The following is a 24,914-nucleotide window of genomic DNA, read 5'->3' on the forward strand; positions in this document are numbered from 1 at the left end:
CAGTCCGTCCTCAGCAGGGCCGGACTCTAACTCCATGTGGAGGAAAATCTCAGTGGCAGGTCACAACGCACAAGCTCCTTTGGCGCCTCTCAAGGATCGAGGGCCACTTCTCAACGTCGCCGGAACCCGCTAACCCGATGTGGACTCTTATTGATGAGGGTTGAGGAGCAAGCTCGCGCCGCAGAACGGGCAATGTCTGCCTCGTTGTGCGTCTGACTGGACCGGGAGAGGGGGAGCGAGCATGATAACGCGCGGTATCCGGGCGATGCTTGCCAAAAGTGATCCTTGGCGCTTTTGGCCGCTCAACCGTCTGTGGCCAGACAGGGCAGTGCGCGAAGAGACCGAAGCCTTCCTGCGCCATGTATACAATCTTGCGCGTTTGGTTAGCCCGGGGCCATGCCAACCGTTTCCCTGGGAGCGGCATCTTCACCCAGCCTCTCAACAAAGCCGCCAGACCGGTTCTTCTGAACATTGTCTCATTAGCTTTCTTGTACCAATCTACAACACAAAGCCTGAATACCTGGTTGATCTCGTCAACTCGCTCGCAGTCCAGCAGCCAGCGCCGTTCGAACTCGTTCTGTCCGACGATGGCTCAACCGATCCGGATACACTGGCGAGCCTTCTGGCGCTTGAAGCCATCGACTGGATTCGGATTGTCCGCCATCCCAATGGCCATATTTCCAAAGCCAGCAACCGTGCGCTTGCGGTGGCGCGCGGCACGTGGGTTGGATTGATCGATCACGACGATGCGCTCTTCCCCTATGCCGTAACCCAGATCCTTGCCCTCCTTGAGGCCGATCCTGACGCTGCGCTCATTTATACCGATGAGGTCATTGCGGATGCACGCCTTTGCCCTCGGGGCTTGATGCTCAAGCCGGCCTGGGATCCGGTCCTCTTCAGCGGGGTCAATTATACCAATCACCTGACGCTTTATCGCCGCGATCGACTTGAAGCGCTGGGGGGATGGCGTGAGGGTTTCGAGGGGTCGCAGGATTATGATCTGATGCTCCGCTATACGAATGGGCTCCCCGAGCGTGCGATCCGGCATCTTCCCTACCCGGCCTATCTTTGGCGCCGGGATGGAGAAAGCTATTCGGCCCGCTTTCTCGACGGGGCAACCGAACGCGCGCGCCGCGCGCTCGCCGAGCATTATGCACCACGCTTTCCCGGCATTACGGCAGGGCCAGCCTTGGTATCCGATCTCCACCGGATCAATTTTCAATGCGCCATGACAAGCTGGCCGCGCATTTCCATCATCCTGCCCAACAAGAACAGCCCGGCTCTTGTGAGCCAGGTTCTCTCCGGTCTTTTTGAACAGACAGATTATCCGGATTTTGAAGTCATCATTGTCGACAATGGCAGCGATGATCCGAAAACACTTGCGCTCTATGCCCAATATGCGGATCAGCCCGGCTTCGTCCTTGATCAGGAGACCCGCGCGTTCAATTTCTCCTATGCGGTCAATCGCGGGATCGAACGGGCCAGCGGCGAGCATATCCTTCTGCTCAACAACGATGTTGAAATTCTTGAGCCGGATTGGCTCAAGGAAATGGTGGCGTGTCTGAATTTCCCGGATGCGGGTATTGTGGGCGCCAAGCTTCTTTACCCCGATCGAACGACGCAGCATCTGGGCGTGATCGCTGGCTATGGATCCTATGCCGGCCATTGGTATCTGGGGCAGCAGGAAGACTTTTATGGTCCGATGAACCGGTTTTCGGTTCGTCAGAGCCTCGAGATCGTCACAGGCGCCTGCTTTCTCATTGCCCGGCGCTGTCTTGACCAGATTGGCGGGTTTGACGAGGTCGCCTTTCCCATTGCCTATAATGATGTCGATTATTGCCTCAGGGCCAGAAAGGCCGGCTTTCGGGTGATCTTTACCCCCTTCGCCTGCCTCATCCATCATGAATCAGCGAGCCGGGGGAGTGACGAAACCGCTGAGAACCGCGCTCGATTTGAGCGCGAGAAGGCCGCCCTTGAAGCCCGCCACCAAACCTCCCGCTACCTCGATCCTGCACTCAATCCCTGGTATTCTCGAACCCATTCCGTGCCTCAACTCGTCTTTCAGGAACGGCTGGCGAAGCCAAAATGATCCGGCATCTCCGGAAAAAGGGCCCTGTTCTTGACCGGAAGCGAGCGGACGGCACCCGGTGAGGCAAGATGTGTCTCAGCTTGATTGTCGCGCGACACCCGGCATGTTCTCCAGCCGAGGCGAGGGGAGATTGGATCGCCAGCGCCGCACCGCTCTCCGGCAGGTGGGCGCGGGCGAGCTTCAGGGCGAGGTCGGTGCGGAACGTATCCAAGATCATCGACAGCCTCTGAGCCTGAGGCCATGGCGAGTGAGCCTGAGGCTATGGCGAGTGAGCCTGAGGCTATGGCGAGTGAGCCTGAGGCTATGGCGAGGATCCGCGCCAGCGCAATCCGGGGGAGCGGGTGCACGAAACGGACCGGATCGCGCCGAGCGGGGATCGCGGCCCCAAGCCGCTCGGCAATGCCCATCTGCCGTGCGGCCGCCGCCAGAAGCATGGCGCCCCGATCTGAAGAATGTCTGTTACCATCAAAAGTGGCGGTGATTTTCCGCCCGGCGACGGCTGGATAAGCAAAGGAAAGACCTGTTTCGTTGGTTATCGCAGGTATCGTCTTGCGAAGGTGGCGCACATCGGACCAGTGTGAACAGCCAAATCCGGTGCGATATCAGAGCGTTTTCCTAGATCCGTTAACCTCAGATAACCCGTTATGAATAAGAACGTCTAAGAGAACCGGTCCAACTTCAACATAGCCCATGTTCAGGCCGACAGGCCTTGCGCGATCGTGAGAAGCTCTCAAAAGTCGAGAAAGAATGATGCCACCATCGAGGGTGTTGCATTTTTCATTTCTGAAGAGTTGATCAGATGAAAGGCGTAATGATAGACCTTGTAGAAGAGTTGGATGGAGTTTTTTATGGATAGCTCAGCTTGCCTATCCTGTGCGGGGTTTTCCGATGCGCCGAAACCCGTGCAGGGCGGCGCCGGGGCTTATGGCCTGGATATGCCTGCTGGCCCGCCCTCGGTAGGCGTCCTCGCTTTGACCTCGCCCGGCTTTTCCTTGCGCTGGAACATTGAAGCGCCGCTGGGCACGCCAACCTTCGTTACGTACAGTTTCAGCAATGCGAGATCATCGTACAGCAATTTTTTCGACAGTCAGAGCTTCGCGAGCTGGCTTCCGGATCAGAAAGGTCATGTCCGACAGGCTTTTGATCTCTGGGCTGCGGCCAGCGGGATTGTGTTCCTCGAAGTACCAGACGAGGAGATCGGTCAGATCCGGGTGTCACTCGTCGATCTGACCGGTCAGTTCAACGCCGTTGGACAACCGTTGAGCGGCTATGCCTACAGGCCTTCCCTGATCAATGCCGACAACGCCACACGGGTCGACTATGACACGCTTGGCGGCGATATCTTCCTCAACAGCGCCTTCTACGCCAATAACGCAACGGCTTTCACGCCGGGCCAACGAGGATTTTCGATCCTTTTGCATGAGATCGGTCACGCGATCGGGTTCAATCATCCCTTTGACGGCATGCCGCGGAGCGACCCTACTCTGGACAATGGCCGTTATACTGTCATGTCCTATAATCGTCCCGACGATACCCTTGCATTGGGATCTCTCGATATCGAAGCGTCTCGCCTCTATTACGGGGCGTCGGATCGCGATTATCTGTGGGATCCGACAAGGCTCGTGCTGACCCAATATGGCACCGAGGGCAACGATGCCTTGATGGGGACCGAGCTTGATGACCGCTTCGAAACATTTGGCGGCGACGACCAGATTTTCGGCGGCCCCGGGAATGACTGGATCTATGCAGGCTACGGAAACGATCGGCTGAGCGGCGGCCCCGGCGACGACATTCTGGACGGGGCTTGGGGGCTCGATGTTGCGGTCTTCCCGGGGCCGCGCGAACGGTATCTCCTCGCCTCCACGCCGACGGGGATTGAGGTGCGGGACACCATCGCATCTGGTGAAGGCGTTGACCAGTTGGCCTCGATCGAGCGGCTGCACTTCAAAGATGGCATTCTTGCCTTTGATGCCGAAGGCAATGCCGGACAGGTTTTCCGGCTCTACCAGGCCGCTTTCGGGAGAATGCCCGATACGCCGGGGCTTTCTCACAATATCCGGCTTGCGGATCAGGGGGTGAGCCTCGACCAGCTTGCAGCTGCGTTTCTGGGGTCGCCGGAATTTGGCAGGATTTACCCAAATTGGCTTTCCGATACTGTCCTTGTCGATCAATTGTATCTCAATGTTCTCGATCGTCGGGCTGATGCTGCTGGGCTTGCCGGATGGCTCGAGCGGCTGGAGGAGGGGTCCTGGACACGCAGCGAAATGCTGATTGGGTTCTCCGAAAGCCCGGAAAACATCCAGCGGCTGGCCAGCATGATCGGCGAAGGGATCTGGATGGTCTGAGGCGTTCACCGCGCTCGGTAGGGCACGAAAAGCCTTGAAAGCAACCCGGCCCTCAGGCAAGAACGCACCAGGGGATGAACGCTTCATCTTTGCTTTCGCGCTGGCGGGCCTGCGACCTGGCATCACGTCCCGTTTCCCGATCATGAGCCGGCGCCAGGGTCAGGGATGGTCATCGCGCCGGAATGCTCAATGCGCCCGGCGTTGTGGTTCAAGAGGTGATGTATGTCTTTTCTGGAGCGCCTGTTTTTCTGGCAGTCTCAAGATCGGTTGCCGGATGGGCTCGAAAGGGCTGAAAAAAAGGCCAGCCTTGACGAGTATGTCACGAGCTTTCCCAATCACCAGAATGCCATCAATTGTCTTCCAGGCTGGAATCAGGCTTTTCCGTCCGAACTGGGTCTGAATGCGGGCCAGCAGCACCTTTATGCGGATCCGCGGGTCCTCTGGGCGCTCGAGCAAATGGGGATTGTCGAGGGCAAGCGGGTACTGGAAATCGGCCCGCTGGAAGCCGGGCATACCTATCTGATTGATCGGCATCATCCGGCTACGCTTCACGCGATCGAGGCCAACAAACTCTCCTTCCTGCGCTGTCTTGTGGTCAAGGAAATCCTCAAGTTGCAGCATGCCGAGTTCTTTCTTGGCGATGCACAGCTCTGGCTTGAACAGACCGATCATGCTTATGATCTCATTCTGGCCTCGGGTGTGCTGTACCATATGCAAGAGCCTTTGCGTCTGCTTCAGGCGATGGGCGCGCGGTCCAATAATCTTTTCCTCTGGACCCATTATGCCGATGATGAGGCAATGCCGCCTGGTGATCCGCGTCGCGGAGCCTTTGTCGGGGATCCGGAAGTCCAACTTTTCGAACATCACCCGGTGACCATGCATCGGCGATCCTATCTGGGCGCCTGGAAGAACAAGGCCTTTTGCGGCGGCATGCATGATCTTCACCGTTGGGTCGAGCGCCGCGATATTCTTAAGGTTCTCGAACTCATGGGCTTTGACGATATCCGGATCGGCCTTGATGAACCCGATCACCCCTATGGTCCGGCATTTTCACTTTTTGCTCGCCGATCGATCCCGGCGCTCACTCCTGCCTCAGAGCGGCACGCCCTTCGCGAGGACCACTTGAAAAGCCCGGATCGGTAAGGTCCGGTGCGGTGGATCATCCCAGCCATATGCCGATTGAAATCGCGGGAGCGACATTGCTAATGTTCTCCGGACTTTCGGAAAAGCCAATCAGCAGGGTCGTCCGGGTCCAGGATCCGTCGTTCAGCCGGCCCTGCCAGCCCTCTAGGCCGGCCGGATCGGCATCGCGGCCCAGCACATTGCGGTAGAGCGCGTTGATATAGGCATTGTCGGTTGGACTGGCGCCATATTTTTGTTGAAATTCGTTCGAGGCGAGGAAGGCTGCTGACATGTCCGTCAGGGTCAAACCGCCATCGACCATTCCAATATTGTGTTTGAGGCCCGGGGTATCGGGCGTGCGTGCAAAGGCCGCCTGGTAAAGCCGATAGACCTGACCGGCCGTACCGCTCGTATCAAAAGCGAGAATCCCATCGGAAAATTGCAGGCGTTCAATCGCCGTAAGCTGATCGGTTTCTGTGCCTGGGCCTGTCACTGTTAGGGTATTGCTGGCGCCGGGCATGACCACGACGCTGCTCCGGGGCAGCGCATAGACAATGGTATCAAGATCACCCAATCCGTCGAAACGGTCGTCGCCGGCGGTCGCATGGAAGACATCGCGCCCTGCCGTTCCCGTTGGTCCTTGGATTTGTGTCGCATCGAAGTCGAGCTTGGCGTTACTGGTCCCCATAATCAGGGACGCGGACATGCTTTGCTTGAGGCCGTTACCCGAGACCGTGACGGTGTAGGTGCCGGCAGGCAAGGCCAGCTGATAGCCTCCGGATCCGAAGGTTGTCGTTGTATAGCTCCCGTTTGTCCCCTGTACGGAAACGGTGAGATTGCCTAATCCCTCCCCAGAATCGTAGAAGCGGTCGCCATCCGCATCGCCAAAGACCACGCCGACGAGCTGGGTGCTGTAGTTGAAACGATTCCCGAAGTTTTGGGTGGAGACCAGAGGACCAACCTGGGTTCCGGCAGTGACCTCCGGGGTGATATCAAGTCCCACTTCCGTGTAGCTCGCGCTGAGAATGGTCTGACGGTGCCCGGCCGGGCTTTGCATACCGCCATCCGGTCCGCCCCAATCGATGATGTAGGCTGCATGGATCTCGAGGACATCCGAGCCATAAGCATAGATGTTTTCACCCACCGCACGCCAATTCGCATAGCCGGCATCGACCACCCTTTGGGATAAGGCGCTTTCGCCGGGGAGTTGGTGAGATTGGGTATCGGTGGCGATCATGCGCGCCGAATGGGCTTCAGCTGCGCTCGCCAGGGCATCGTTCCAAGCAAGCGGGGCAACGGCGCTGAAGGCTGCCATCCGCTGAGCGAAGAGGTTGACATCGACCGAGAAGAAGCGGATTGCACTGGTGATATCGGCATTGGCCCCGGTTCCGGTCGCAAAATCAGTGATCAGTCTTGCTGCCTCTCCTTGTGGATCGAGCCGGGCCCGATTGATCCATTCAAGCAGTTCCTGTTCCTCATTGGTCGGCTGCGCCATGTTGCCACCTTTTCTGGTCAATGGGCTCGGAACGAGTGGAGACGCGATGAACAGCCGACCGGGAAGCGACGATCCCAGTGCGCATGCTTCGGCTCGATAGCGATGATGCGACGCCCAAACCCCTCCTCTGTCAATCGGTGATGCAGAGTGTCGTTTATCGAGGCTTAGCCCATCTTTTCCGATTGTTCATCTGATCAGACAGGTTCAAGATCCCAGCCGGCTCTTTGGGAATAGGGCTGCCCGTTGTTTCTGGGGCTTCCTGAGGCGCCTTGCCGGCATAGGCGTGCACATGTGCTGATCAGCCAAGCCAGATTCCGTTCGCAATTGCGTTGGCGACGTTTGAGATGTTTTCCGGACTTTCGGAAAATCCGAGCAACATTGTCGTCCTAGTCCAGGACCCATCATCAAGCCGGCCTTGCCATCCGGAAAAACCGGAGGGGTCGGGAGCGCGTCCGAGCACATTCTGGTAGAGAGCAGTAATGTAGCTCGAATCGGAGGGATCGGCCCCATATTTCTGGTCGAATTCTGCCGAGGCAATGAAGGCAGATGCCATCTCCTGGATTGTCAGGCCGCCATCGACTAGGCCAACATTGTGCTTAAGCCCCGGGGTGTCCGGTGTGCGGGCAAAGGCAGCCTGATAAAGTCGGTAAACCTGCCCGGCATTGCCGGGAGTATCAATCGCAAGGGTGCCATCGGAGAATTGCAGGCGCTCGATTGCGGTCAGTCGGTCAATCCCGTCGCGGCTGATGGTCTGGTCGGTCACCAGCCAGTCGGTGCCGATCGTTCCGAGCGAATATTCTGCGCGGGTGCTTTGAAAGATTACGGTGTCACGGCCCGCGGCCCCGTCGAAAGTTTCCGATGCGCTGGTCGAGCGGAACACGTCATTGCCCGGCGTCGTGTAGTTGGGCGCGCGCGTCAGGGTGACAGTCCAGTTTACGGTCTGTTCGAGGCTGAAACGGTCCAGTCGTACCCAATCGGTCGTGTCATAAGCCCGGGCCGAGACAGTGAAGGTCCCAACCCCCAGCCCCAGCTCCGACATGGTAGCCTGGGTGGCATTGCTTCTCGTTAGCACGCCGTTAACGAACCAATCGACCTTGATGATCTCACTATCGACCGGTGTCACCGAGAGGAGGGGAATATCGGTCACCGCTGCCTGACCTTGATAAGCGTAACTATCCAGCGGATCGACATATTTGTAGAATTCCAGAACGAAAGCCTCACGCGAGACCGCGTCGAACGGTTGGTTCAGCACACGCATCTTCGACAATTCAGATGGCCGGTAAATGCCCTGTTCGTAATAGCCGCCGCCCTCGTAAACACCGATTTGCCCCACCAGATCGGGACGGAGATATTGGCTGATGCCGGCTTGCTCATAGCCCATCCAATGGCTCCATTTGGCGCCGGTTGGGTCCGTGGTGATGTTCACTTCGGCCGGCTCGGCGCCGGTATAGCGCGAGGTGATGCCGCCATATTCATCCGCGAGCCCAACGAAGGAATGGCCGACTTCATGCAGCGCAATTTCCAGCGCTTCGGGATTGCCGCCGGCATAGGTGGCGAAATAGCCGCCACCGCCGCCATATTTCGTTTCGTTCACGGTTACAAACCGCATATCTGCGGCGATGCCTGTGCCCGACAACGCGGCATTCATCACCGAGCCTGCGGTTGTATCGTTGATATAGAGCAGGCGGTCGGTCGCGCCGTCGAAATTGTAGGTTGCACCCAAAGCGGTGTCACGCACTGTGCCCGAGGCGGGATCATCCGCGCCGGACTGCGCCGAGACAACATCCACCAGATGGATGTTGAAGAATTTCTCGTAGCGGCCAAAGGGTTGTGAAAGGATGCTGTCATTGAAGAGGTAATTCACCAGCGATTGCGCATGGTTGGTATAGGTGGTAGCGATTTCCCCGGCCGTGTAGCCATCGCCCAGGAAGATCATGTCAATCCGGTTGCTGGCAGCGCCAGTATTGACGATGGTTCGAACTGCCATGGCCCGATCCTATTGACCAGCGGGAGGGGATGGGGGCACCGGAATTCGAGCGGTACCCGGGGAGAAATTGGTTTTTGCGGCCTCGACGAAACCGCACAGGGTCTCGCCACCAAGGGTCACGCAGATCCGGAGCCAGCCAGGCGCCACAGGCTCCACCGCGCGGAACCGTGTTCCTGCGGGCAGAATGGCGATTGGCCCAGGCAGTGCCTGCCCGGTCAGAGCATCATCCGGCAGGCGGCTATAGACGCGCGTTGGGGAAAACGCGCGAACGTCGAGGGCTGCGGCATAACCCGCCATGGTGACCAGACCTATCCATCCGATGAGCGCCGATTTTCCAATCATCGACCATGGTCTGGATATTCACCTGCCGCGTCAAGCCATTGTGGGCGGTAAACCTTCAGGAACCCATCCCGCCAAAATTCAGTGTGCCACCCTGATTGAGGAATTCGAGGTCCAGTTCGCCCTTCTGGTTGACAGGAACGCGGGCCTCGTGGGCCGCGTGAAGCTCGGCCAGTCGAGCGAGATCGGGCAAATTTTGCATCGACATCAGCTGAGCAAAGGCGAGCAAGAGCGCACCATCCGCCCGCAATTGGCCAAAGGTTTCCCCAGGTAATTGGGAGAGCAGCGTCTCATTGATCCGATAAAGCCCAACAATATTCTCTGAACGATCTCTGATCGTGAGCTGGATCGGCCATGGTTCGAGCAGCCCATGGGAATGCAACGTCGCCATAGCACGTTGGGTCGCCTGCTCAGCATGGTCGAGCTCGATCAGAAAGTTCAGGACCTCGCCGAGAAACGGGGCTGGCTTATCGTCAACAAAAAAGGCTTCACTTGCCCCTGTCTTTGACTGGGCCAGCCCCTCTGGCTCAAGAATCATCAGGATTTTCTGTTGATCCTGGCTATGGCCTAGCGCGAAGGGATAGCTGCGAAGACGGGCTGGAACATAGCGCCCTAGCCAGCGCCCATCCGGGGCCACCAGAAGACTTTTCCCGACATGGAGACCCGCGACGGCCACAGGTCGGAACGTTTCTCCATCCGCGACAAAGGCAATAGGAAGGTTGGCTTGTGCCCGCGCGATCTCGGAGACGACAAGGGGTATGAGGGCCGATTGGGCCGCCCGGGACAAATCGCTGGGGCGCTGCCAGAACAGATGAGCGTGGCGTTGGCGCGAAATCGGGACAAAGCTCGATGACATGATGAACCATTGCGGTTTGGTCGGCAGGATTGCTGACCACGTCTTTGGCTTGATCCAGTACCTGCTGCCCCTGTGTCAAGACATGGCAGGCGGCAGTCGATGGTTCTTGCTTTTGCGTGACGGCCAGCCTTCGCACCACCTAGAGGCTCGATATTTCAAAAAGCGTTTGAATGGCTCACGGGGACAAGCAGTTCGAGATCCCAGCAAGGGGTGCAAAAAGGCAGGTTCGAGCGCCATTCCCGGCGAAACAGCCTTGCAGGCCAAGATGTGGGTATATCTGTCGCGATGGCTCAATTGGCGCTATGCGCAGCAGAAATGGCATAGCAGCCGTCTTCGGAGGATATCCGTATTGGGGGCTGCGCGCCAATAGGGGCTGGGCCTTGCCGATGGCAAGGCCAAATCCCGAGCGTGACCATTAGACTTGGTCGGTCTTACCCTCCATCCGTGATTTCGTGCGGGCTAGCTGGCGCGTCACCTGCGCTGCGAAACCTGAGCCGACAGGATGGCCTTCACCGAGACATCGCGGATCTCGTCCAACGTGGCGGCGACGGCCTCGACAGCCCCTGCAATCTGCGCCTCGCTATGGGTGGCGTTGATGAAGAAACGCAGCCGTGAGGACTTTTCCGGCACGCCGGGCGGAAGGATCGGGAAGGCGTTGTAGCCCTTGCCCTTCAGCCGTTCCGAGAGCACCAGCGTCCGCGCCGTCTCCCCCACGATGACCGGGATCACGGCATAGCCCCAGGCCCCGCCGGTATCGAGGCCTTTGGCCTTGGCGAGGCGCAGGAAGAGCTGGCTGTTCGCCTGCAGCTTCGCCACCCGCTCCGGCTCGCGGTTCATGATCTCGAGCGCCTTGGCCGAGGCGGCGGCGTTGGAGGCGGGCATGCCCACGGAATAGACGAAGCCGGGAGCATGGCATTTCAGCAGGTCGATGACGATGGCATTGCCGGCGACGTAGCCGCCGCAACCCACCAGCGTTTTCGACAGCGTGCCGAACCAGAGATCGACCCCGGCCGGATCGACATTCTGGTGCTCGAAAATGCCCCGGCCACGCGCGCCGAGCACGCCGAGCGCATGGGCATCGTCCATCATCAGCCAGCAGCCGAATTTCTTCTTGAGGGCGACGAGGCGGGCCAGATCCGGCCCGTCGCCATCCATCGAGAACAGGCCCTCGGTGATGATCATCGCCCGCTCGAAACGATGCCGCTCGCTGGTCAGCAAGGTCTCCAGCGCATCGAGATCGTTATGGGCGAAGTTCCGCCGTGTCGCGCCGGAAAGCTGCGCGCCGACGACGATGCAATTATGGCTCAGCACATCGTGGAAGATGATGTCCTTCGGCCCCATCAGGCTGGCAATCGTCGAGACGCCGCCGGCATGGCCGGAATTGAACGCCACGCAATCCTCGGCCGCGTAATTCTCGGCCAGAAGCCGCTCGAGATGGCGATGGATCGACCGTTCTCCGGCGCTGATCCGGCTGGCGGAAACGGAGGTGCCGAATTCTCGTGTTGCTTCTTCCGACGCCGCGACAATCTCGGGATGGCCGTTGAGGCCGAGATAGTCATACGATGCGAAATTGGTGAGCTTGCGTCCCTCGAGAATGGTCTCGGCCCCGGCGCGCACGTCATGCTGGCGGTAATAGGGCACTTCCAGCCGCGCGAATTTGGCGAATTCGCGCTGGAAGGTGATCTGCTGGTATTGCGGCAGCGAGTCGAAACGCGTGTCGTAGTTGCGCTCCGGCAGGTCCGGGCGAGCCGTGGTGGCAGAGGGCGCCTTGCGCATCATCGACAAGAGCGCGTTGACGTCTTTTCCACCCGCTCCGCTCATGGTCCTTTTCCACCCGCTCCGCTCATGGTCCGCGCCGGCCTCCCGCCATTTTCAGTTTCTGCGAAAGGGCTTCCGCCTCCTCGCTGGTGATGTTGCCGCCATGCAGGCCCGACATGGCCAGCGCGATATTCCCGCCCGTATCCGCGGCTTCCTCGTCACCCCCGCCGCCACCGCCGAGGCTGGTATGGATCATTGCCGCGATATCGCCGAGCCGGCGATCGCCCGCGCCGACCAGTGGCACATCGGTGCCGCAGAGCCGCTCGATCGAGAGCTGGAGCTCAAGCGCCATCAGCGAATCGAGGCCCAGCTCGCCGAGCGGACGGCTGACATCAATCTGCTCTTCCGGCATCCGCAGGATATGCGAGATCTCGCGCTTGAGCGCACCGACGATGATCGTGATCGCCTCGCTCCGGCTCTTGCCCTCGATCGCGGTGACGAGATCGCCTTCCTGCTCGCCATCTTCCTCGCGCCGGGCGAGGCCGAGGCCGGCAAAGGCGGGGCTGTTGATCAGGCGGAGCTTTTCCGCCGCCGCACCGGGCGAGATATTGGTGTAGAACTGCATCGGCCCAACCTCGTTGCCGAGCACCAGCAGCCGGCCGAGATGCGCGAGGCTCTCGGCGGAGGAGATGCCGACCACGCCCGTCGTGCGCCGCAGGCGGCGGCCGAGCTGCTTGTCCCGCGCGATGATGCCGACATCGGAAATCGCGCCCCAGCCGACGGCAAGTGCCGGCTTGCCCTGGTGGCGCCGCTCGCGGGCAAAGCCTTCGAGCCACGCATTCGCGGCCACATAGGCGCCCTGGCCGGGGCTGCCGATCACCGTCGTGGCCGAGGAATAGACCACGAAGAAGTCGAGGGGCTGGCCGGAAGTTGCAGCGTCGAGATGACGCGCGCCGTCGATTTTCACCTTGAGCACCGCCCTGAGGCGTTCCGGAGTCAGGCCGCTGATCATCCCGTCATCCAGCAGCACGGCGGCATGGATCACCCCGCGGAGCGGCCCGTGGCGCTCGGTGATCTGCCGGACAAGGGCGTCCACAGCCTCGCGGTCCGAGACATCGAGCGCGACGATCTCCACCGTCACGCCGCGGGCACGAAGCGTTTCGACCTCGCTTTCGAGGCCCTCCTCGACGCGGCCGCGCCGCGAGGCCAGCACCAGCGTGCCGGCACCCTTGCCGGCCAGCCAGCGGGCAGTCGCGAAGCCGAGGCCGCTGGTGCCGCCAACGACAAGATAGGCGCCGGGCTTTGCCCGGAACTGCAACCCGGTGATCGAACGGCTCGCCAGCTTCGAGGGGCGGACGACGATCTTGCCGACATGTTCGGAGGCCTGCATCAGCCGGAACGCGGTGCCGACATCCTCACCCTCGAAGACCCGATAGGGCAGGGGCTTCAGCGCGCCGGAGGCGAACTGCGCCGAGATGGTCTTCATCATCGCCTCGACCAGCGGCCGGTCATGCGCCAGCAATTCATCGAGATCGACGCCGTAATAGGCGATGTTCCGCACGAACGGCCGGAGGCCGAGCTGGGTGTTGTCGAGGTAGTCGCGCTTGCCGAGCTCGACGAACCGCCCGAACGGCTTGACCAGCCGGAAGCTCGCCACCATGGCCGGGCCGGCCAGCGAGTTGAGGACCACATCGACGCCGCCGAGCGTGTTGCGGATAACCTCCGCGAACCGCTCCTGCCGGGAATCGAAGGTCAGGTCCGCCCCCATGGCACGGGCAATGGCGCGGCGCTCCTCGCTGCTCGCTGTCGCAAGCACGCGGCTGCCGGCCTGTTTCGCGAACTGGATCGCCGCCAGCCCGACGCCGCCCGCCCCGCCATGGATGAGCACGTCATCCCCGGCGGCGATCTGCGCGCGCTTGACGAGCGCGAACCAGGCGGTCGCGAAGGCGACGGGAATCGTCGCTGCCGCCTCGAGACTCACGCCTTCCGGCACCTTGAAGAAATGCCAGGCCGGCGAGACGAGATGCGAGGCAAAGGTATTCGCCGCAAAGCCCATCACCGCATCGCCGACGCGGAGATCGGTGACGCCCGCGCCGGTACGGGTCACGATGCCGGAGCATTCGAAGCCGAGCGCGGCCGCCGTGAGGCCGGCGCCCAGGAGGTCATCATCGAGAATGCCGAGGCCGACAAGAATGTCGCGGAAATTCAGCCCGACGGCCGCAACTTCGATTTCGATTTCGCCAGCGCCCGGTGCCTGCCGCGTCTCGCGCAGCCAGGTGAAACTGTCGAGGCGGCCGGCCTGCTCGAATTTCAGGACGCTGCGCTCGTTCTCGCCAAGGCGCGCCGGCGGGCAAAGGTTCCGCCGCATCCGGATGGCCTTGAGCCCGTCCGCGCGCACCACAACCTCCAGTTCGCCGCCCGAAAGGCCAAGCAGGGCTTCCATCTGCGCGCCGGCATCCGGCAGCGCCGGATCGAAATCGGCAAGCCGCAGGTCGACCGTCGGGAATTCGTTGATCGCCACGCGCAGGAAGCCACAGAGGCTGCTGGCCGTGGCGGCGGGAACGGCATCATCGTCATGCGCGCCCTGCGTGCAGATCGTGACGCGGATGCCCGTATCGAGCGGTTCCAGCGCCTCGGCGATCCGCTTGAGCGCCTCGAGATGCGTGGCGACGCGCTCGACCGCATCGGCCCCGTCAAGGCTGACCGGGTAGACAAGATGCGGCGGCAGGCGTTTTTCCTGCGCCAGTTGGGCGAGGCGCTCGCCCAGATTCTTATCCGCCGCGAGCATCAGGTCGGCGCCGCGGGCAAGGGCCTTGTCGAACGGGGTGAGGCCGGAAACGACCACCGCATAGGCCGTGCTCGAAACGTCGCGCGCAGGCGCCGGAACCTGTCCGGTGATCAGCCCGCCGAGGCCGTCGCTGGTCGGCCGCGTGGCGAGCGTGACAGCGCCGAATCGCTCCAGCGCCTCGCGCGTGCGTTCCGGCGAAGGTGTGCGCGGCAGGCCCGCCTCACCCTTGCCGGCCGGCGTGAACCAGCCGGCCCAGAGACCAAGCAGGAAATCCAGCGTCGCATCGGCACCCGGCTGCGCCACGAGCACGGTTGCATCCGGGCGGAGCACGCCGCGCAGCGAAGCGGAAATGCCGTCCTCGCCGCCGAGCGGGGCCGAGGCCACGCCGGCCAGCACGTCAAACCCGACCGGCGAGGTCAAATGCAGCGCATCCTCAAGATTGAGGAATTCGATTTCCGGATCGACCTTGCCCATCAGGCGGGCATTGTCGATCGCCTTGCGGTTCTGGGCAACGAGCGTCACCTCGATCACGCTGGCCCGGACCAGTGGCATCACCGCCGTCAGGAGGCCGGCGCTCCAGGGCTCGACCGCGAGCACGCGCAGCTTCCGGGCGGCCTGGCCAGCCATCGCCTCCAGTGCATCGCGAAGGGCAATAAGCGCGGGATGGACGAGCAGGCCGGATGTCTCGATCTGGTCCCGTGCGGAAGGCGGCACGGCAAGCCGGCCACCCTGCCGGATCAGCCGTTCGGCATGCGCCAGCGCCTGCGCCGCAAGGCGGATCTCGAGATTGGCATCGGCGAAATTCGTGACCAGCGTGGTCAGGACCTCTTCGGCCGGCGGCAGCGGGTTTTCCGCCACCAGAACGCCGCCCTGGACGAGCCCGAACCCTTCGAGGATCACGCGCGCGGCCTCAAGCAAGGGCACTGCATCCTCGGCGACTTGGCCACCGGCCACGAGGCCGGCCGGGTCAAGCTTGCCGTCGGGCGCAAGTCCGATCGCGATGCGGTGGGCGAGCGAGACGGCGAAGGCCCGGGCAATGAGCCAGGCCGGTGGCACCTCGCGGTCATCCGTATTGTCGTTCGAGGCTGCCTCGGCCTTGGCCAGGCGGGCCAGCGCGCCTGCGGGCAGGGTGATCGGCAGCGCTTCGACCCGGAAGGTGCGGTCGGCGGTCGTGGCCTGACCGAGATAGAGCGCGCGCAGTACCGCCGCCTCGACGAAGGCGACAACCTCGCCGGCTTCATCCATCAGCGTGATGGCCACGGTCTTGAACCGGTCGGTCTCGTGGGTCAGCCGCGTGATGGACTGGCGGATCGGCACGCCATGGCGCCAGACCCGGATACCTCGGAAGCGGACCGGAAGATGCGCTTTTTTTTCGCCTTCCTTCTGCGGCCGCGCGATGAACAGGCCGTGGAAAGAGGCATCCAGCGAAACCGGGTTCAGCACTTGGCGGTCCGCGAACGCCCCGAGGCCCATCTCGTCGGGCAGGCGAAGCTGCGCATGGGTGGTGATGTCGTCACGTTCGGAGGCCGTGACAAGCTGGAACATGGGGCCGTAATCGAGGCCCGCCAGCGTTGCTTCGGCATAGACCTCCGCCGGCGTATCCCGAAAATAGCCTTCGCCGTGTTCCGGCCCGGGCAGCGGTGCCACGACCGGCGTGGCGAGCGGCTCGATCCGGCCGCGGGCATGAAGCACCCATTCCTGCGCGGAAAAGCGCTTGCGGCTCCAGACCTCGATCGTATTCGTGGCCTCGGAATAGCGGGTCGAGATCTCGCGGGTCTCGTCCTGCGCGATGGCGAGGGCGCGGAGCACATCGAATTCGGCCATCTGCAGCGGTCGCTCGCCGAAAAGGTCACGTCCCGCCGCCAGCGCCATCTCGATCAGCCCTGCCGCAGGGACGATCACCCCGCCATCGACGCGATGATCATCGAGATAGGGCACGATGGCTGGGTCAAGCAGAGCGCGCCATTCCGGAGAGCCGTCGGCCATCCGGGCGCCGAGCAGCGGATGCCGCGCGTCCGAATGGTTGAGCTTGCCAAACGCGTTGACATGTTCCGACGTACCCGGAAGCTGATAATCCTGCCGCTGAAAAGCATAGCCGGGCAGTTCGGCCATGCGCACCGGACGCGGCCCGAACACCGCCTCGCGGTCGACATGCGCGCCATGGGCGATCAGCCGCGCCACGACGAGCGCGACCGGGTCGAGCCGGTCTTTCTGCGACAGGCTGGCCAGTGTCTCGCCGGCGCGGCCGGCATCGCGCAGGGTTTCCGCAATCGGGCCCGTCAGGATGGCGCGGGGGCCGATCTCCAGATAGATCTGCCCGTCCTGCGGCGCAGCGGCCAGCAAGGCCTGCATGAAGCGGACCGGTCGGCGGATATTCTGCCACCAATACTCGGCATCGAGCGTTTCGCCGGCCTTCACCTCGCCGGTGACAGTCGAGCAGAAGGGAATCGCGGTCGCACGCGGGGAAAGCCCCGCGAGATCGGCCACCATGGCCGGCCCGATCGAGTCCAGCACCGAGGAATGGAACGGATAATCGATATCCAGCGCCACCGTGGCCACACGGGCGGCACGGCAATGCTTGGCGAAGCTCTTCAGCAGGTCTGCCGGGCCGGAAACCGTTGTGGAGGTGCCGCTGTTATAGGCGGCGATCTCGATCGCCTCGGCGCCGAAGGCCTGCAGCAGGCGCTCGACCTGCGGCGCCTCTGCCGCCACGACCATCATCCGGCCGAGGCCGCGCACCTTTTCCTGATGCTTCGACCGCAGATAGATCAGCCGCACCGCCTCGGCGCGGGTCAGCGCGCCGCTGGCTTCCGCCGCCGCGACCTCGCCGACCGAATGCCCGAGCACCGCGGCCGGGCGGATGCCTGCCTCGCCGAGGCAGCCGGCAAGCGCGGATTGGATCGCATAGATAAGCGGCTGGGCAATCGAGGTCTGCTCGAGTTCTGCTGCCGGGATCGGGGTGGTCAGCTTATCGGTCAGCGACCAGCCCGAAAGTGGCTGGAACAGCGCATCGATCGTCGCGATCTCGGCCCGGAAACGCGCATTGCCGGCATAGGCGGCATGGCCCATCTCGGCATGTTGGCTGCCGTTGCCAGAAAAGACGAAGACGACTGGCGCATTGGCAGAAGCCGCCTGACCGAATGCATGGCTGGCAGGATCAGCCTGTCCATCGGCAAACTGGCGCAACGCGTCGGCGGCATCCTGGCCGTCGACCAGCGGCACAACCAGCCGCGCCTTCAGCGCGTCGCGGCCATGGGCTAGCGTCGCAGCAGCAAGCCCGGCATCGAGCCCGGCTTCAAGGACACCGGCAAGCCGATCTGCTTGCCGGGCGAGGCTTTCCCGGTCGGCAGCCGTCAGCATGAGATGGGTGGCCCGGCTGGCCCCGGCCGCAGCAGCAGGCGGCGCGGCCTTGACCAGCACATGCGCATTGGTGCCGCCGAACCCGTAATTGCAGATCGCGGCGTAATCGGCGCCGTTTTCGAGCGTCAGCGGCCGCGCAGCCGCATTCGGCTCCAGATTGAGCGCTTCGAAATCGATCATCTCGTTGGTCTGGTCGAGGAAGAGCGACGGCGGCAGCAGGCGATGTTCCAGCGCGAGGATCGACTTCAGCAGCCCGGCCAGCCCGGAGGCGGCTTCGAGATGGCCGATATTCGACTTCACGGACCCGACGGGTAGCGGCGTCTTGCGCTTCTGCCCGAGCGACTGGCCGATGGCATTCGCCTCGATCGGATCGCCCACCTTGGTGCCGGTGCCATGCGCTTCGACAAAGGCAAGTTTTTCCGGCGAAACGCCGATATCGGCGTAGAAACGGTCGATCAGGTCGCGCTGGCCCTCGATCGAGGGCAGCGAGATGCCGGTCGTCCTTCCGTCCGAATTGACGGAGGCCCCGACCACGAACCCGCGGATCCGCTCACCCTTGGCCATCGCATCGGCTTCGCGCCGCAGCACGAGGACGACAGCGCCTTCGGACCGGACATAGCCGTCCGCCTTGGCGGAGAAGGGGCGGGAAAGGCCTGTTGGCGAAAGCATGCGCGCCTGGCTGAACCCGATGAAGGGAACGGGCGAGAGCAGCATGTTGACGCCCGCGACAACGGCGAGGTCAATCTTGCCTTCCTCGAGCGCGTCGGTCGCCTGCTTCAGCGCGACGAACGAGGAGGAGCAGGCGGAATCCAGCGTGAAGCTCGGTCCCTTGAAATCGTAGATGTAGGAAATGCGGTTTGACAGCACAGCCAGCGAATTGCCGGTCATGAAGTGGCTTTCCATCACCGCCGGATCGAGCGACGCCGTGCCCTGGTAATCCACCATCGACGCGCCGACATAAACGCCGACCTGCGTTCCCGCGACGCTCGATGCGGGAATGCCGGCATCCTCGAGCGCTTCCCAGACCACTTCGAGCAGCAGGCGCTGCTGCGGGTCCATCTGCTGCGCTTCGCGCGGCGAGACGCCGAACGGCGCCGGGTCGAAGCCGAGCGGGTCATCAAGATAGCCGCCGGCGAAGGTATAGGCGAATCCGGGTTCGGGATTGCCCGGGCGCAGGAAACGCTCGACGCTCCAGCGATGGTCGGGCTGGCGCCGCACGGAATTGCGGCCCTCGACCAGCATCGACCAGAACTCGGCAACCGACGATGCGCCGGGCAAACGGCAGGCAGCACCGATGATTGCGGAGTGGGAGGATTTGCGCTGTGACGTCATCAACCACATTCACTCATGGCCAAACGCCCGGAAACTTCCGGTCGGGGGCGATTATAAAGATTCACTACAGCCAATTCGGAATTACCGTGCATTTGTCAACCATCGCTTGACCGAATGCGGGCGCCTCTTGTGGGTGAAGCGGTGCGCCGAGGGAATGTATGCCGGCTCTTTCCTGAACAATTCCATGCCAGCCCGAGGTTTCGACTGCGCCGGCAGCAGGTCGACGGCGGAAGAATTGCCGGGCGACCGCCAAAGAACAGGGAAGTCGCCTGGCAAACGAGTTGTGCGTTATCGCACAGTTCAGGATGGCGCGAAGGGCGATTGTCGATACCATTCGACGAAGCGGGCGATGCCGGTGGCAATCGGCGTGTCCGGCTCGAACCCGGTCAGCGCCTGGAGCCGGCTGACATCGGCATAGGTGGCCGTGACGTCGCCCGGCTGGCGCGGCAGCGCCCGGCGGATCGCCTTCCGGCCGCAGGCCTGTTCGATGGCGGCGATAAAATCCGACAGGCGTTCCGGCCGGTGGTTGCCGATATTCAGGATGCGGTGCGGGCTGGCCGCGCCCTCGCGCACCGGAGGTTTGTCAAGCAGCAGCCGGATGGGCGTGACGATATCGTCAACATAGGTGAAGTCCCGCTGCATGCTGGCTTCATCATAGACATCGATCGGCCGCCCCGCGAGGATCGCCTCGGTGAACTTCCACAGCGCCATGTCCGGCCGGCCCCACGGGCCATAGACCGTGAAGAAGCGCAAACCCGTGAGGGGAATGCCGAAGAGATGGGCGTAGGTTTCGGCCATCAGTTCGTTCGCGCGTTTGGTGGCGGCATAGAGCGAGACCGGGTGGAGAACCGGGTCCTCCTCGCTGAACGGCACCTTGGTGTTCGCGCCATAGACCGAGCTGGACGAGGCATAGAGGAAATGCCGCACGGGCACATGCCGCGCCGCTTCCAGCAGCGAGAGGAACCCGTCGATATTGGCGCGCGTATAGGCGAACGGGGCGTCAAGCGAATGCCGCACGCCGGCCTGCGCGGCGAGATGCACCACCGAATCGGGCCGGAATTCCTCGAAAATCCGGCGGATGCCGCCCACATCCTCGATGCCCATCCGCTCGAAGGAAAAGCCGTTCCGCCCCTTCAGGGTCTCAAGCCGGGCTTCCTTGATGGCAGGATCATAATAGGCATTGAGATTGTCCACGCCCAGCACCTGGCATCCGGCATCAAGCAGGGTCCGCGTCTGGTGCATGCCGATAAACCCGGCCACGCCGGTCACCAGTACGCGTCGGGGCAGCGGAGAAGAAGACGGGGCACCAGAATTCATCCCCCGTCTCTAGCCAAGCCCCCGGCTGGCAGCAAGCCAGCTTCGCCGCCCCCCGCTGCAAGGGGGGGTGGCAATTCCGCTGCTTTTGGTGTTTTACGCTGGATGCAAGGAGATGGGTCGAACTTTTCCCGATTGCGGGGTCCAGCCGTTCGGCCCGAGACAGGATGAGTGCCAGTTTTGATCTCAAGGATCGTCGGATCTTCGTTGCCGGCCATCGCGGCATGGTTGGCAGCGCGATTGTCCGCGCGTTGCGCGAGCGGGGCATTGAGCCGCTGACAGCCGACCGCGATGTGCTGGATCTCGAGCGTCAGGCCGAGGTGGAAGCCTGGCTTGCGGCCAACCGGCCCGAGGTGATCATCCTCGCGGCGGCCAAGGTCGGCGGCATCCATGCCAACAACAGCTTCCCGCGGGATTTCCTTTACCGGAACATGATGATCGCAGCCAACGTGATCGATGCCGCCTACCGCAACGGCGTGAACAAGCTGCTCTATCTCGGCTCTTCTTGCATCTACCCGCGCGAGGCGCCGCAGCCGATTCCGGAAACCGCCCTGCTGACAGGAACGCTTGAGCCGACGAATGAATGGTATGCGATCGCCAAAATCGCAGGGATGAAGCTGACCCAGGCCTATCGCCGGCAATGCGGCGCCGACTACATTTCGCTGATGCCGACCAACCTGTACGGCAAGGGCGACAACTACCACCCGGAAAACAGCCATGTGATCGCCGCCCTGCTGCGCCGCTTTCACGAGGCGAAGGCCGGAAACGCGCCTGCGGTCACGATCTGGGGCACTGGCACGCCGCGCCGCGAATTCCTCTATGTCGACGATTTCGCCGAGGCCGCCCTCTTCGCGCTGGAACGGCATTCTTCTGAGGACTTCATGAATGTCGGCACCGGCCAGGACCTGACAATCGCCGATCTCGCGCGCGAGATTGCCGGCGTCGTCGGCTTCACGGGCGAGCTGGTCTTCGATACGTCCCGCCCGGATGGCACGCCCCGCAAGCTGCTTGATGTCTCCCGCATCAAGGCGTTGGGCTGGCAGGCCCGCACGCCGCTCCGCGAGGGGTTGCGGATCGCCTATGCCGATTTCCTCGCCGGCGGCGGGCGGAACCACTGAGGGCACAGGTTAGGGGAGCCTCACCCCTCCGGATAGCGATGCACCTGCCCGTGCGAATCCCGCACCAGAGCGATGCCGCCCTCCCGCCCGATCACGGCATCCGGCCCGATTTCCACCTTGCCATGCCCGCCCGGCAGGTCGAGCACATAGGCCGGCAGGCCGGGGCCGGAAATCCGGCCGCGCAGCCGCCCGTAAAGCGCCTGCCCCTCGGCAAGGCTCATCCGGAAATGGCCCGTACCGGGCGCAAGATCGGGATGATGCAGGTAAAGCGGCACGATGCGATGGGCGAGCATGGTGCTGAACAGGTCGAGCAACGCCTCCTCGCTGGCATTGACGCCCTTGAGCAGCACGCTCTGCCCAAGGAGGACGATTCCGGCGGCATGGAGCCGCGCCAGAGCGGCCGCTGCCTCCGGCGTGAATTCCCGCGCATGGTTGGCATGCACGGCGACGTAATTGGCCTTGCCGGAAAAGGCGAGGGCGGAGGCGAGGTCCGCAGTGATCCGCCCCGGCGCCACCACCGGTACCCGGCTGTGCCATCGCACGAGCCGGATATGCGCAAGCGGCGCAAGCCTTTCACCCAGCGCGCGGATGCGGCGGGCCGAGAGCATCAGCGGATCGCCCCCGGTGACAATCACTTCCCGCACGGCAGGCTGGGCGGCGAGATAGGCACCGATCGTGTCAAGCTCGCCCGCGTTAAGATTGCCATGGCCCGCCGGGCCGACCATCTCGCGGCGGAAGCAGAACCGGCAATAGACCGGGCAGCTATGCGTGATCTTGATCAGCACCCGGTCGGGATAACGGTGGACGAGCCCCTTCACCGGCGAATGCGGGTGATCGCCGATCGGATCGGCGCTCTCTTCTGGAAGCGTCACCGCCTCTTCCGGCCGGGGCAGGAACTGCCGGCCGATCGGATCCTCCGGGCTCTCGATCAGTCGCGCCATATCCGGCGTGACGGCCACGGCGTAGCGCTGCGCCACCGGCGCCAGAGCCGGCACGGCATCGGCGGGGATGAGCCCCGCCGCCGCGAGATCCCCGAGCCGCGTCAGCGAGCGGGCGCTCATGCCTCGCCCTCCGGAAAGGGCCAGGGCGTGAAGATCACCCCGGCCACATCCTCAGCGCCCGTTGCCAGCATGGCCAGCCGGTCGAAGCCGAGCGCGATGCCCGATGCCGGCGGCATATCGGCAAGCGCGTCGAGAAAATCCTCGTCGAGCGGGTAGCTTTCGCCATAAAGGCGCTCCTTCTCCGCCATATCGGCCTCGAACCGGCGGCGCTGCTCGGCGGGGTCGGTCAACTCGCCGAAGGCATTGGCCAGCTCGACGCCGCAGGCATAAAGCTCGAACCGTTCCGAAAACCGCGGATCATCCGGGCAGGGGCGGGCGAGGGCGGCTTCCGAAACCGGGTAGCGGTCGAGGATCGTTGCCCGGCCGAGGCCGAGATGGGGCTCGATCCGCTCGCTGATGACCCGGCTGAACACATCGGTCCAGCCATCATCGGGCGCGATCCGCAAACCGATGCCGCGCGCGGCCTCGGCAAAGCCGTCGCGATCCGCGAGATGGGCATCAAGGTCGATCCCGGCATGGCGCTCGAACGCTTCGCTCACGCTCAGCCGTTCCGGCTCGATCCGGGGATTGCAGGACTGGCCTCGATACTGAAACAGATCCTGCCCGCCGATCTCCGTCGCGAGGCGTAGGAGATCAGCACAATCCGCCATCAGCGCCGTGTAATCCTCGCCGCTGCGATACCATTCGAGCATCGTGAATTCCGGCGCATGCAGCCGCGAGGCCTCGCGCGCCCGGAAAACCGGCGCGAACTGGTAGATCCGCCGCTCACCAGCCGCGAGCAGCTTCTTCATCGCGAATTCCGGCGAGGTGTGCAGGTAACCCTGCTGCGGCACGTCGCCCGACGCCAGCCAATGCGCCTCGAAAGCATGCAGATGCGTTTCGTTCCCGGGCGAGACCTGCACGATCCCGGTTTCGACCTCGAGGAAATCCCGCGCATCGAAATGCGCCCGGATGGCAGATTTCAACCGCGCGCGCCGGACGAGGCGATCGCGCCTCCGGGCATGGTGTGGGGCGCGCCAGAACGGGTGAACGGGTGACATCATGCGGGAGGACGGCGCCCTTGCCGGATTTTCATGAGGCCGGTGGCTTGGCCTTTCGATGCGAATTGGCTATGCAGCGCCACGAAATTCATTTGGAACAGGTCCGGCCCGGCGTCAAACGCGCGCTGCGCTTCCTGTGCCGTTTCCCTGAACCTGCGCCTTTCGCGCGTCAAGAAACCGAGGAAAAACGTGGTCAAGGTCATCGCCTCTTCCATCCGCAAGGGCAATATCATCGAGCTCGAGCATGGGCTTTATTCGGTCATTTCCGCCGAGAGCTTCTTCCCCGGCAAGGGCACGCCGACGACGCAGATCGACTGCCGCCGCCTCTCGGACGGCGTGAAGACGCAGGTTCGCTATCGCACGACGGAGCAGGTCGAGAAGGCCTTCGTCGAGGACAAGGACTATACCTATCTCTATGGCGACGATGACGGTTTCACCTTCATGGACCAGGAGAATTTCGAGCAGGTCATCGTCCCGAAGGACGTGATCGGCGATCAGGCCGCCTATCTCCAGGAGAGCATGGTCGTTCGTCTTGGCCTCTATAACGGCGTCGCGGTCACGGTTATCCTGCCGCAGCGCGTCGTGCTCGAGATCGTCGAGACCGAGCCGGTGACGAAGGGCCAGACGGCCTCCTCCTCCTACAAGCCGGCCATTCTCTCGAACGGCGTCCGCACCGCCATCCCGCCGCATGTCACCGCCGGCACGCGCGTCGTCATCAACACGGAAGACGGTTCCTACGTCGAACGCGCCAAGGATTGAGGGATCGGGCAGCCGGCAAGGGCGACAAGGCAGCAGGGATAAGGCCGGCACCTTCCCGCTGCTCCCTTCCCATTGCCTGCTGCCATCCCCTCAACCTCCCGTTAGCCAAGGCCGAAACCTCTCCCTCTCCGTTCAACCTGCCTTAGGACCT

15 protein-coding genes are annotated in these 24,914 nt (G+C 62.7%); 5 read left to right on the plus strand and 10 right to left on the minus strand.

Translation table 11 applies throughout. The features are described from left to right. Positions 1-241 precede the first annotated feature (241 nt). Positions 242-2,089 (plus strand): glycosyltransferase family 2 protein, encoded by a 1,848-nt coding sequence (locus P0652_RS09600; protein WP_284178593.1) that lies wholly within the window; start codon positions 242-244, stop codon positions 2,087-2,089. On the opposite strand, the gene P0652_RS09605 is transcribed toward P0652_RS09600, so the two are convergent. After that, positions 2,062-2,655: a transposase gene (locus P0652_RS09605; protein WP_502947505.1), complete on the minus strand. Its 594-nt coding sequence runs from the start codon at positions 2,653-2,655 to the stop codon at positions 2,062-2,064. The genes P0652_RS09600 and P0652_RS09605 overlap by 28 nt on opposite strands. Positions 2,656-2,925: 270 nt before the next feature. Between P0652_RS09605 and P0652_RS09610 the strand changes: the two genes are divergently transcribed. Next, positions 2,926-4,434 carry a DUF4214 domain-containing protein gene (locus P0652_RS09610; protein WP_284178594.1) on the plus strand — a complete coding sequence of 503 codons (1,509 nt, stop codon included), beginning with the start codon at positions 2,926-2,928 and terminating at the stop codon, positions 4,432-4,434. A 222-nt stretch (positions 4,435-4,656) separates the two neighbouring features. Next, entirely contained in the window at positions 4,657-5,577 is a 921-nt protein-coding gene (locus P0652_RS09615; protein ID WP_284178595.1) for a class I SAM-dependent methyltransferase, read from the plus strand. A gap of 16 nt (positions 5,578-5,593) precedes the next feature. On the opposite strand, the gene P0652_RS09620 is transcribed toward P0652_RS09615, so the two are convergent. The 6 genes from P0652_RS09620 to P0652_RS09645 form a co-directional block, all read right to left on the minus strand. Beyond that, complete coding sequence (locus tag P0652_RS09620; RefSeq protein ID WP_284178596.1) at positions 5,594-7,051, minus strand: DUF4214 domain-containing protein; 1,458 nt, start codon at positions 7,049-7,051, stop codon at positions 5,594-5,596. A gap of 298 nt (positions 7,052-7,349) precedes the next feature. Then, positions 7,350-9,038 carry a M64 family metallopeptidase gene (locus P0652_RS09625; protein ID WP_284178597.1) on the minus strand — a complete coding sequence of 563 codons (1,689 nt, stop codon included), beginning with the start codon at positions 9,036-9,038 and terminating at the stop codon, positions 7,350-7,352. A 397-nt stretch (positions 9,039-9,435) separates the two neighbouring features. Further along, a complete protein-coding gene (locus P0652_RS09630; protein WP_284178598.1) occupies positions 9,436-10,233 on the minus strand; it encodes a SapC family protein in 798 nt (265 codons plus the stop codon). A 471-nt stretch (positions 10,234-10,704) separates the two neighbouring features. Then, positions 10,705-12,054, minus strand: coding sequence for an aminotransferase class I/II-fold pyridoxal phosphate-dependent enzyme (locus tag P0652_RS09635; RefSeq protein WP_284178599.1), 1,350 nt, complete (start codon positions 12,052-12,054; stop codon positions 10,705-10,707). A 22-nt stretch (positions 12,055-12,076) separates the two neighbouring features. After that, complete coding sequence (locus P0652_RS09640) at positions 12,077-19,471, minus strand: type I polyketide synthase (RefSeq protein WP_284178600.1); 7,395 nt, start codon at positions 19,469-19,471, stop codon at positions 12,077-12,079. Between the two features lie 300 nt (positions 19,472-19,771). Further along, positions 19,772-20,788, minus strand: coding sequence for an NAD-dependent epimerase/dehydratase family protein (locus P0652_RS09645; RefSeq protein WP_284178601.1), 1,017 nt, complete (start codon positions 20,786-20,788; stop codon positions 19,772-19,774). 164 nt (positions 20,789-20,952) lie between these two features. On the opposite strand from P0652_RS09645, the gene fcl reads away from it, so the two are divergent. Next, positions 20,953-21,903, plus strand: coding sequence for a GDP-L-fucose synthase (gene fcl / locus P0652_RS09650; RefSeq protein WP_284178602.1), 951 nt, complete (start codon positions 20,953-20,955; stop codon positions 21,901-21,903). 20 nt (positions 21,904-21,923) lie between these two features. Here the strand turns inward: fcl and P0652_RS09655 are convergent, their stop codons facing one another. From P0652_RS09655 to P0652_RS09665, 3 genes are read right to left on the minus strand one after another with little or no spacing between them, the layout of a single operon-like run. Further along, positions 21,924-22,964 (minus strand): lysine-2,3-aminomutase-like protein, encoded by a 1,041-nt coding sequence (locus P0652_RS09655; RefSeq protein WP_284178603.1) that lies wholly within the window; start codon positions 22,962-22,964, stop codon positions 21,924-21,926. Then, positions 22,961-24,004, minus strand: coding sequence for an EF-P lysine aminoacylase EpmA (gene epmA / locus P0652_RS09660; RefSeq protein WP_284179081.1), 1,044 nt, complete (start codon positions 24,002-24,004; stop codon positions 22,961-22,963). The genes P0652_RS09655 and epmA overlap by 4 nt, the downstream gene beginning before the upstream one ends. Next, positions 24,004-24,207 carry a hypothetical protein gene (locus tag P0652_RS09665; RefSeq protein WP_284178604.1) on the minus strand — a complete coding sequence of 68 codons (204 nt, stop codon included), beginning with the start codon at positions 24,205-24,207 and terminating at the stop codon, positions 24,004-24,006. Before P0652_RS09665 ends, epmA begins: the two co-directional genes overlap by 1 nt. Here P0652_RS09665 and efp point away from each other — a divergent pair. Then, positions 24,194-24,763, plus strand: coding sequence for an elongation factor P (efp, locus tag P0652_RS09670; protein ID WP_284178605.1), 570 nt, complete (start codon positions 24,194-24,196; stop codon positions 24,761-24,763). The two genes, P0652_RS09665 and efp, sit on opposite strands and share 14 nt — an antisense overlap. Positions 24,764-24,914: the final 151 nt, after the last annotated feature.

It is taken from the genome of Rhabdaerophilum sp. SD176, assembly GCF_030143245.1.
Classification (GTDB): domain Bacteria; phylum Pseudomonadota; class Alphaproteobacteria; order Rhizobiales; family Beijerinckiaceae; genus Rhabdaerophilum.

Coding starts and splice junctions, on each gene's coding strand:
- P0652_RS09600 (WP_284178593.1), top strand. CDS start 242: ATGATAACGCGCGGTATCCGGGCGATGCTTGCCAAAAGTGATCCTTGG.
- P0652_RS09640 (WP_284178600.1), bottom strand. CDS start 19,471: ATGACGTCACAGCGCAAATCCTCCCACTCCGCAATCATCGGTGCTGCC.
- P0652_RS09610 (WP_284178594.1), top strand. CDS start 2,926: ATGGAGTTTTTTATGGATAGCTCAGCTTGCCTATCCTGTGCGGGGTTT.
- P0652_RS09620 (WP_284178596.1), bottom strand. CDS start 7,051: ATGGCGCAGCCGACCAATGAGGAACAGGAACTGCTTGAATGGATCAAT.
- P0652_RS09645 (WP_284178601.1), bottom strand. CDS start 20,788: ATGAATTCTGGTGCCCCGTCTTCTTCTCCGCTGCCCCGACGCGTACTG.
- P0652_RS09665 (WP_284178604.1), bottom strand. CDS start 24,207: ATGACCTTGACCACGTTTTTCCTCGGTTTCTTGACGCGCGAAAGGCGC.
- P0652_RS09630 (WP_284178598.1), bottom strand. CDS start 10,233: ATGTCATCGAGCTTTGTCCCGATTTCGCGCCAACGCCACGCTCATCTG.
- P0652_RS09655 (WP_284178603.1), bottom strand. CDS start 22,964: ATGAGCGCCCGCTCGCTGACGCGGCTCGGGGATCTCGCGGCGGCGGGG.
- P0652_RS09635 (WP_284178599.1), bottom strand. CDS start 12,054: ATGAGCGGAGCGGGTGGAAAAGACGTCAACGCGCTCTTGTCGATGATG.
- epmA (WP_284179081.1), bottom strand. CDS start 24,004: ATGTCACCCGTTCACCCGTTCTGGCGCGCCCCACACCATGCCCGGAGG.
- P0652_RS09625 (WP_284178597.1), bottom strand. CDS start 9,038: ATGGCAGTTCGAACCATCGTCAATACTGGCGCTGCCAGCAACCGGATT.
- P0652_RS09615 (WP_284178595.1), top strand. CDS start 4,657: ATGTCTTTTCTGGAGCGCCTGTTTTTCTGGCAGTCTCAAGATCGGTTG.
- fcl (WP_284178602.1), top strand. CDS start 20,953: ATGAGTGCCAGTTTTGATCTCAAGGATCGTCGGATCTTCGTTGCCGGC.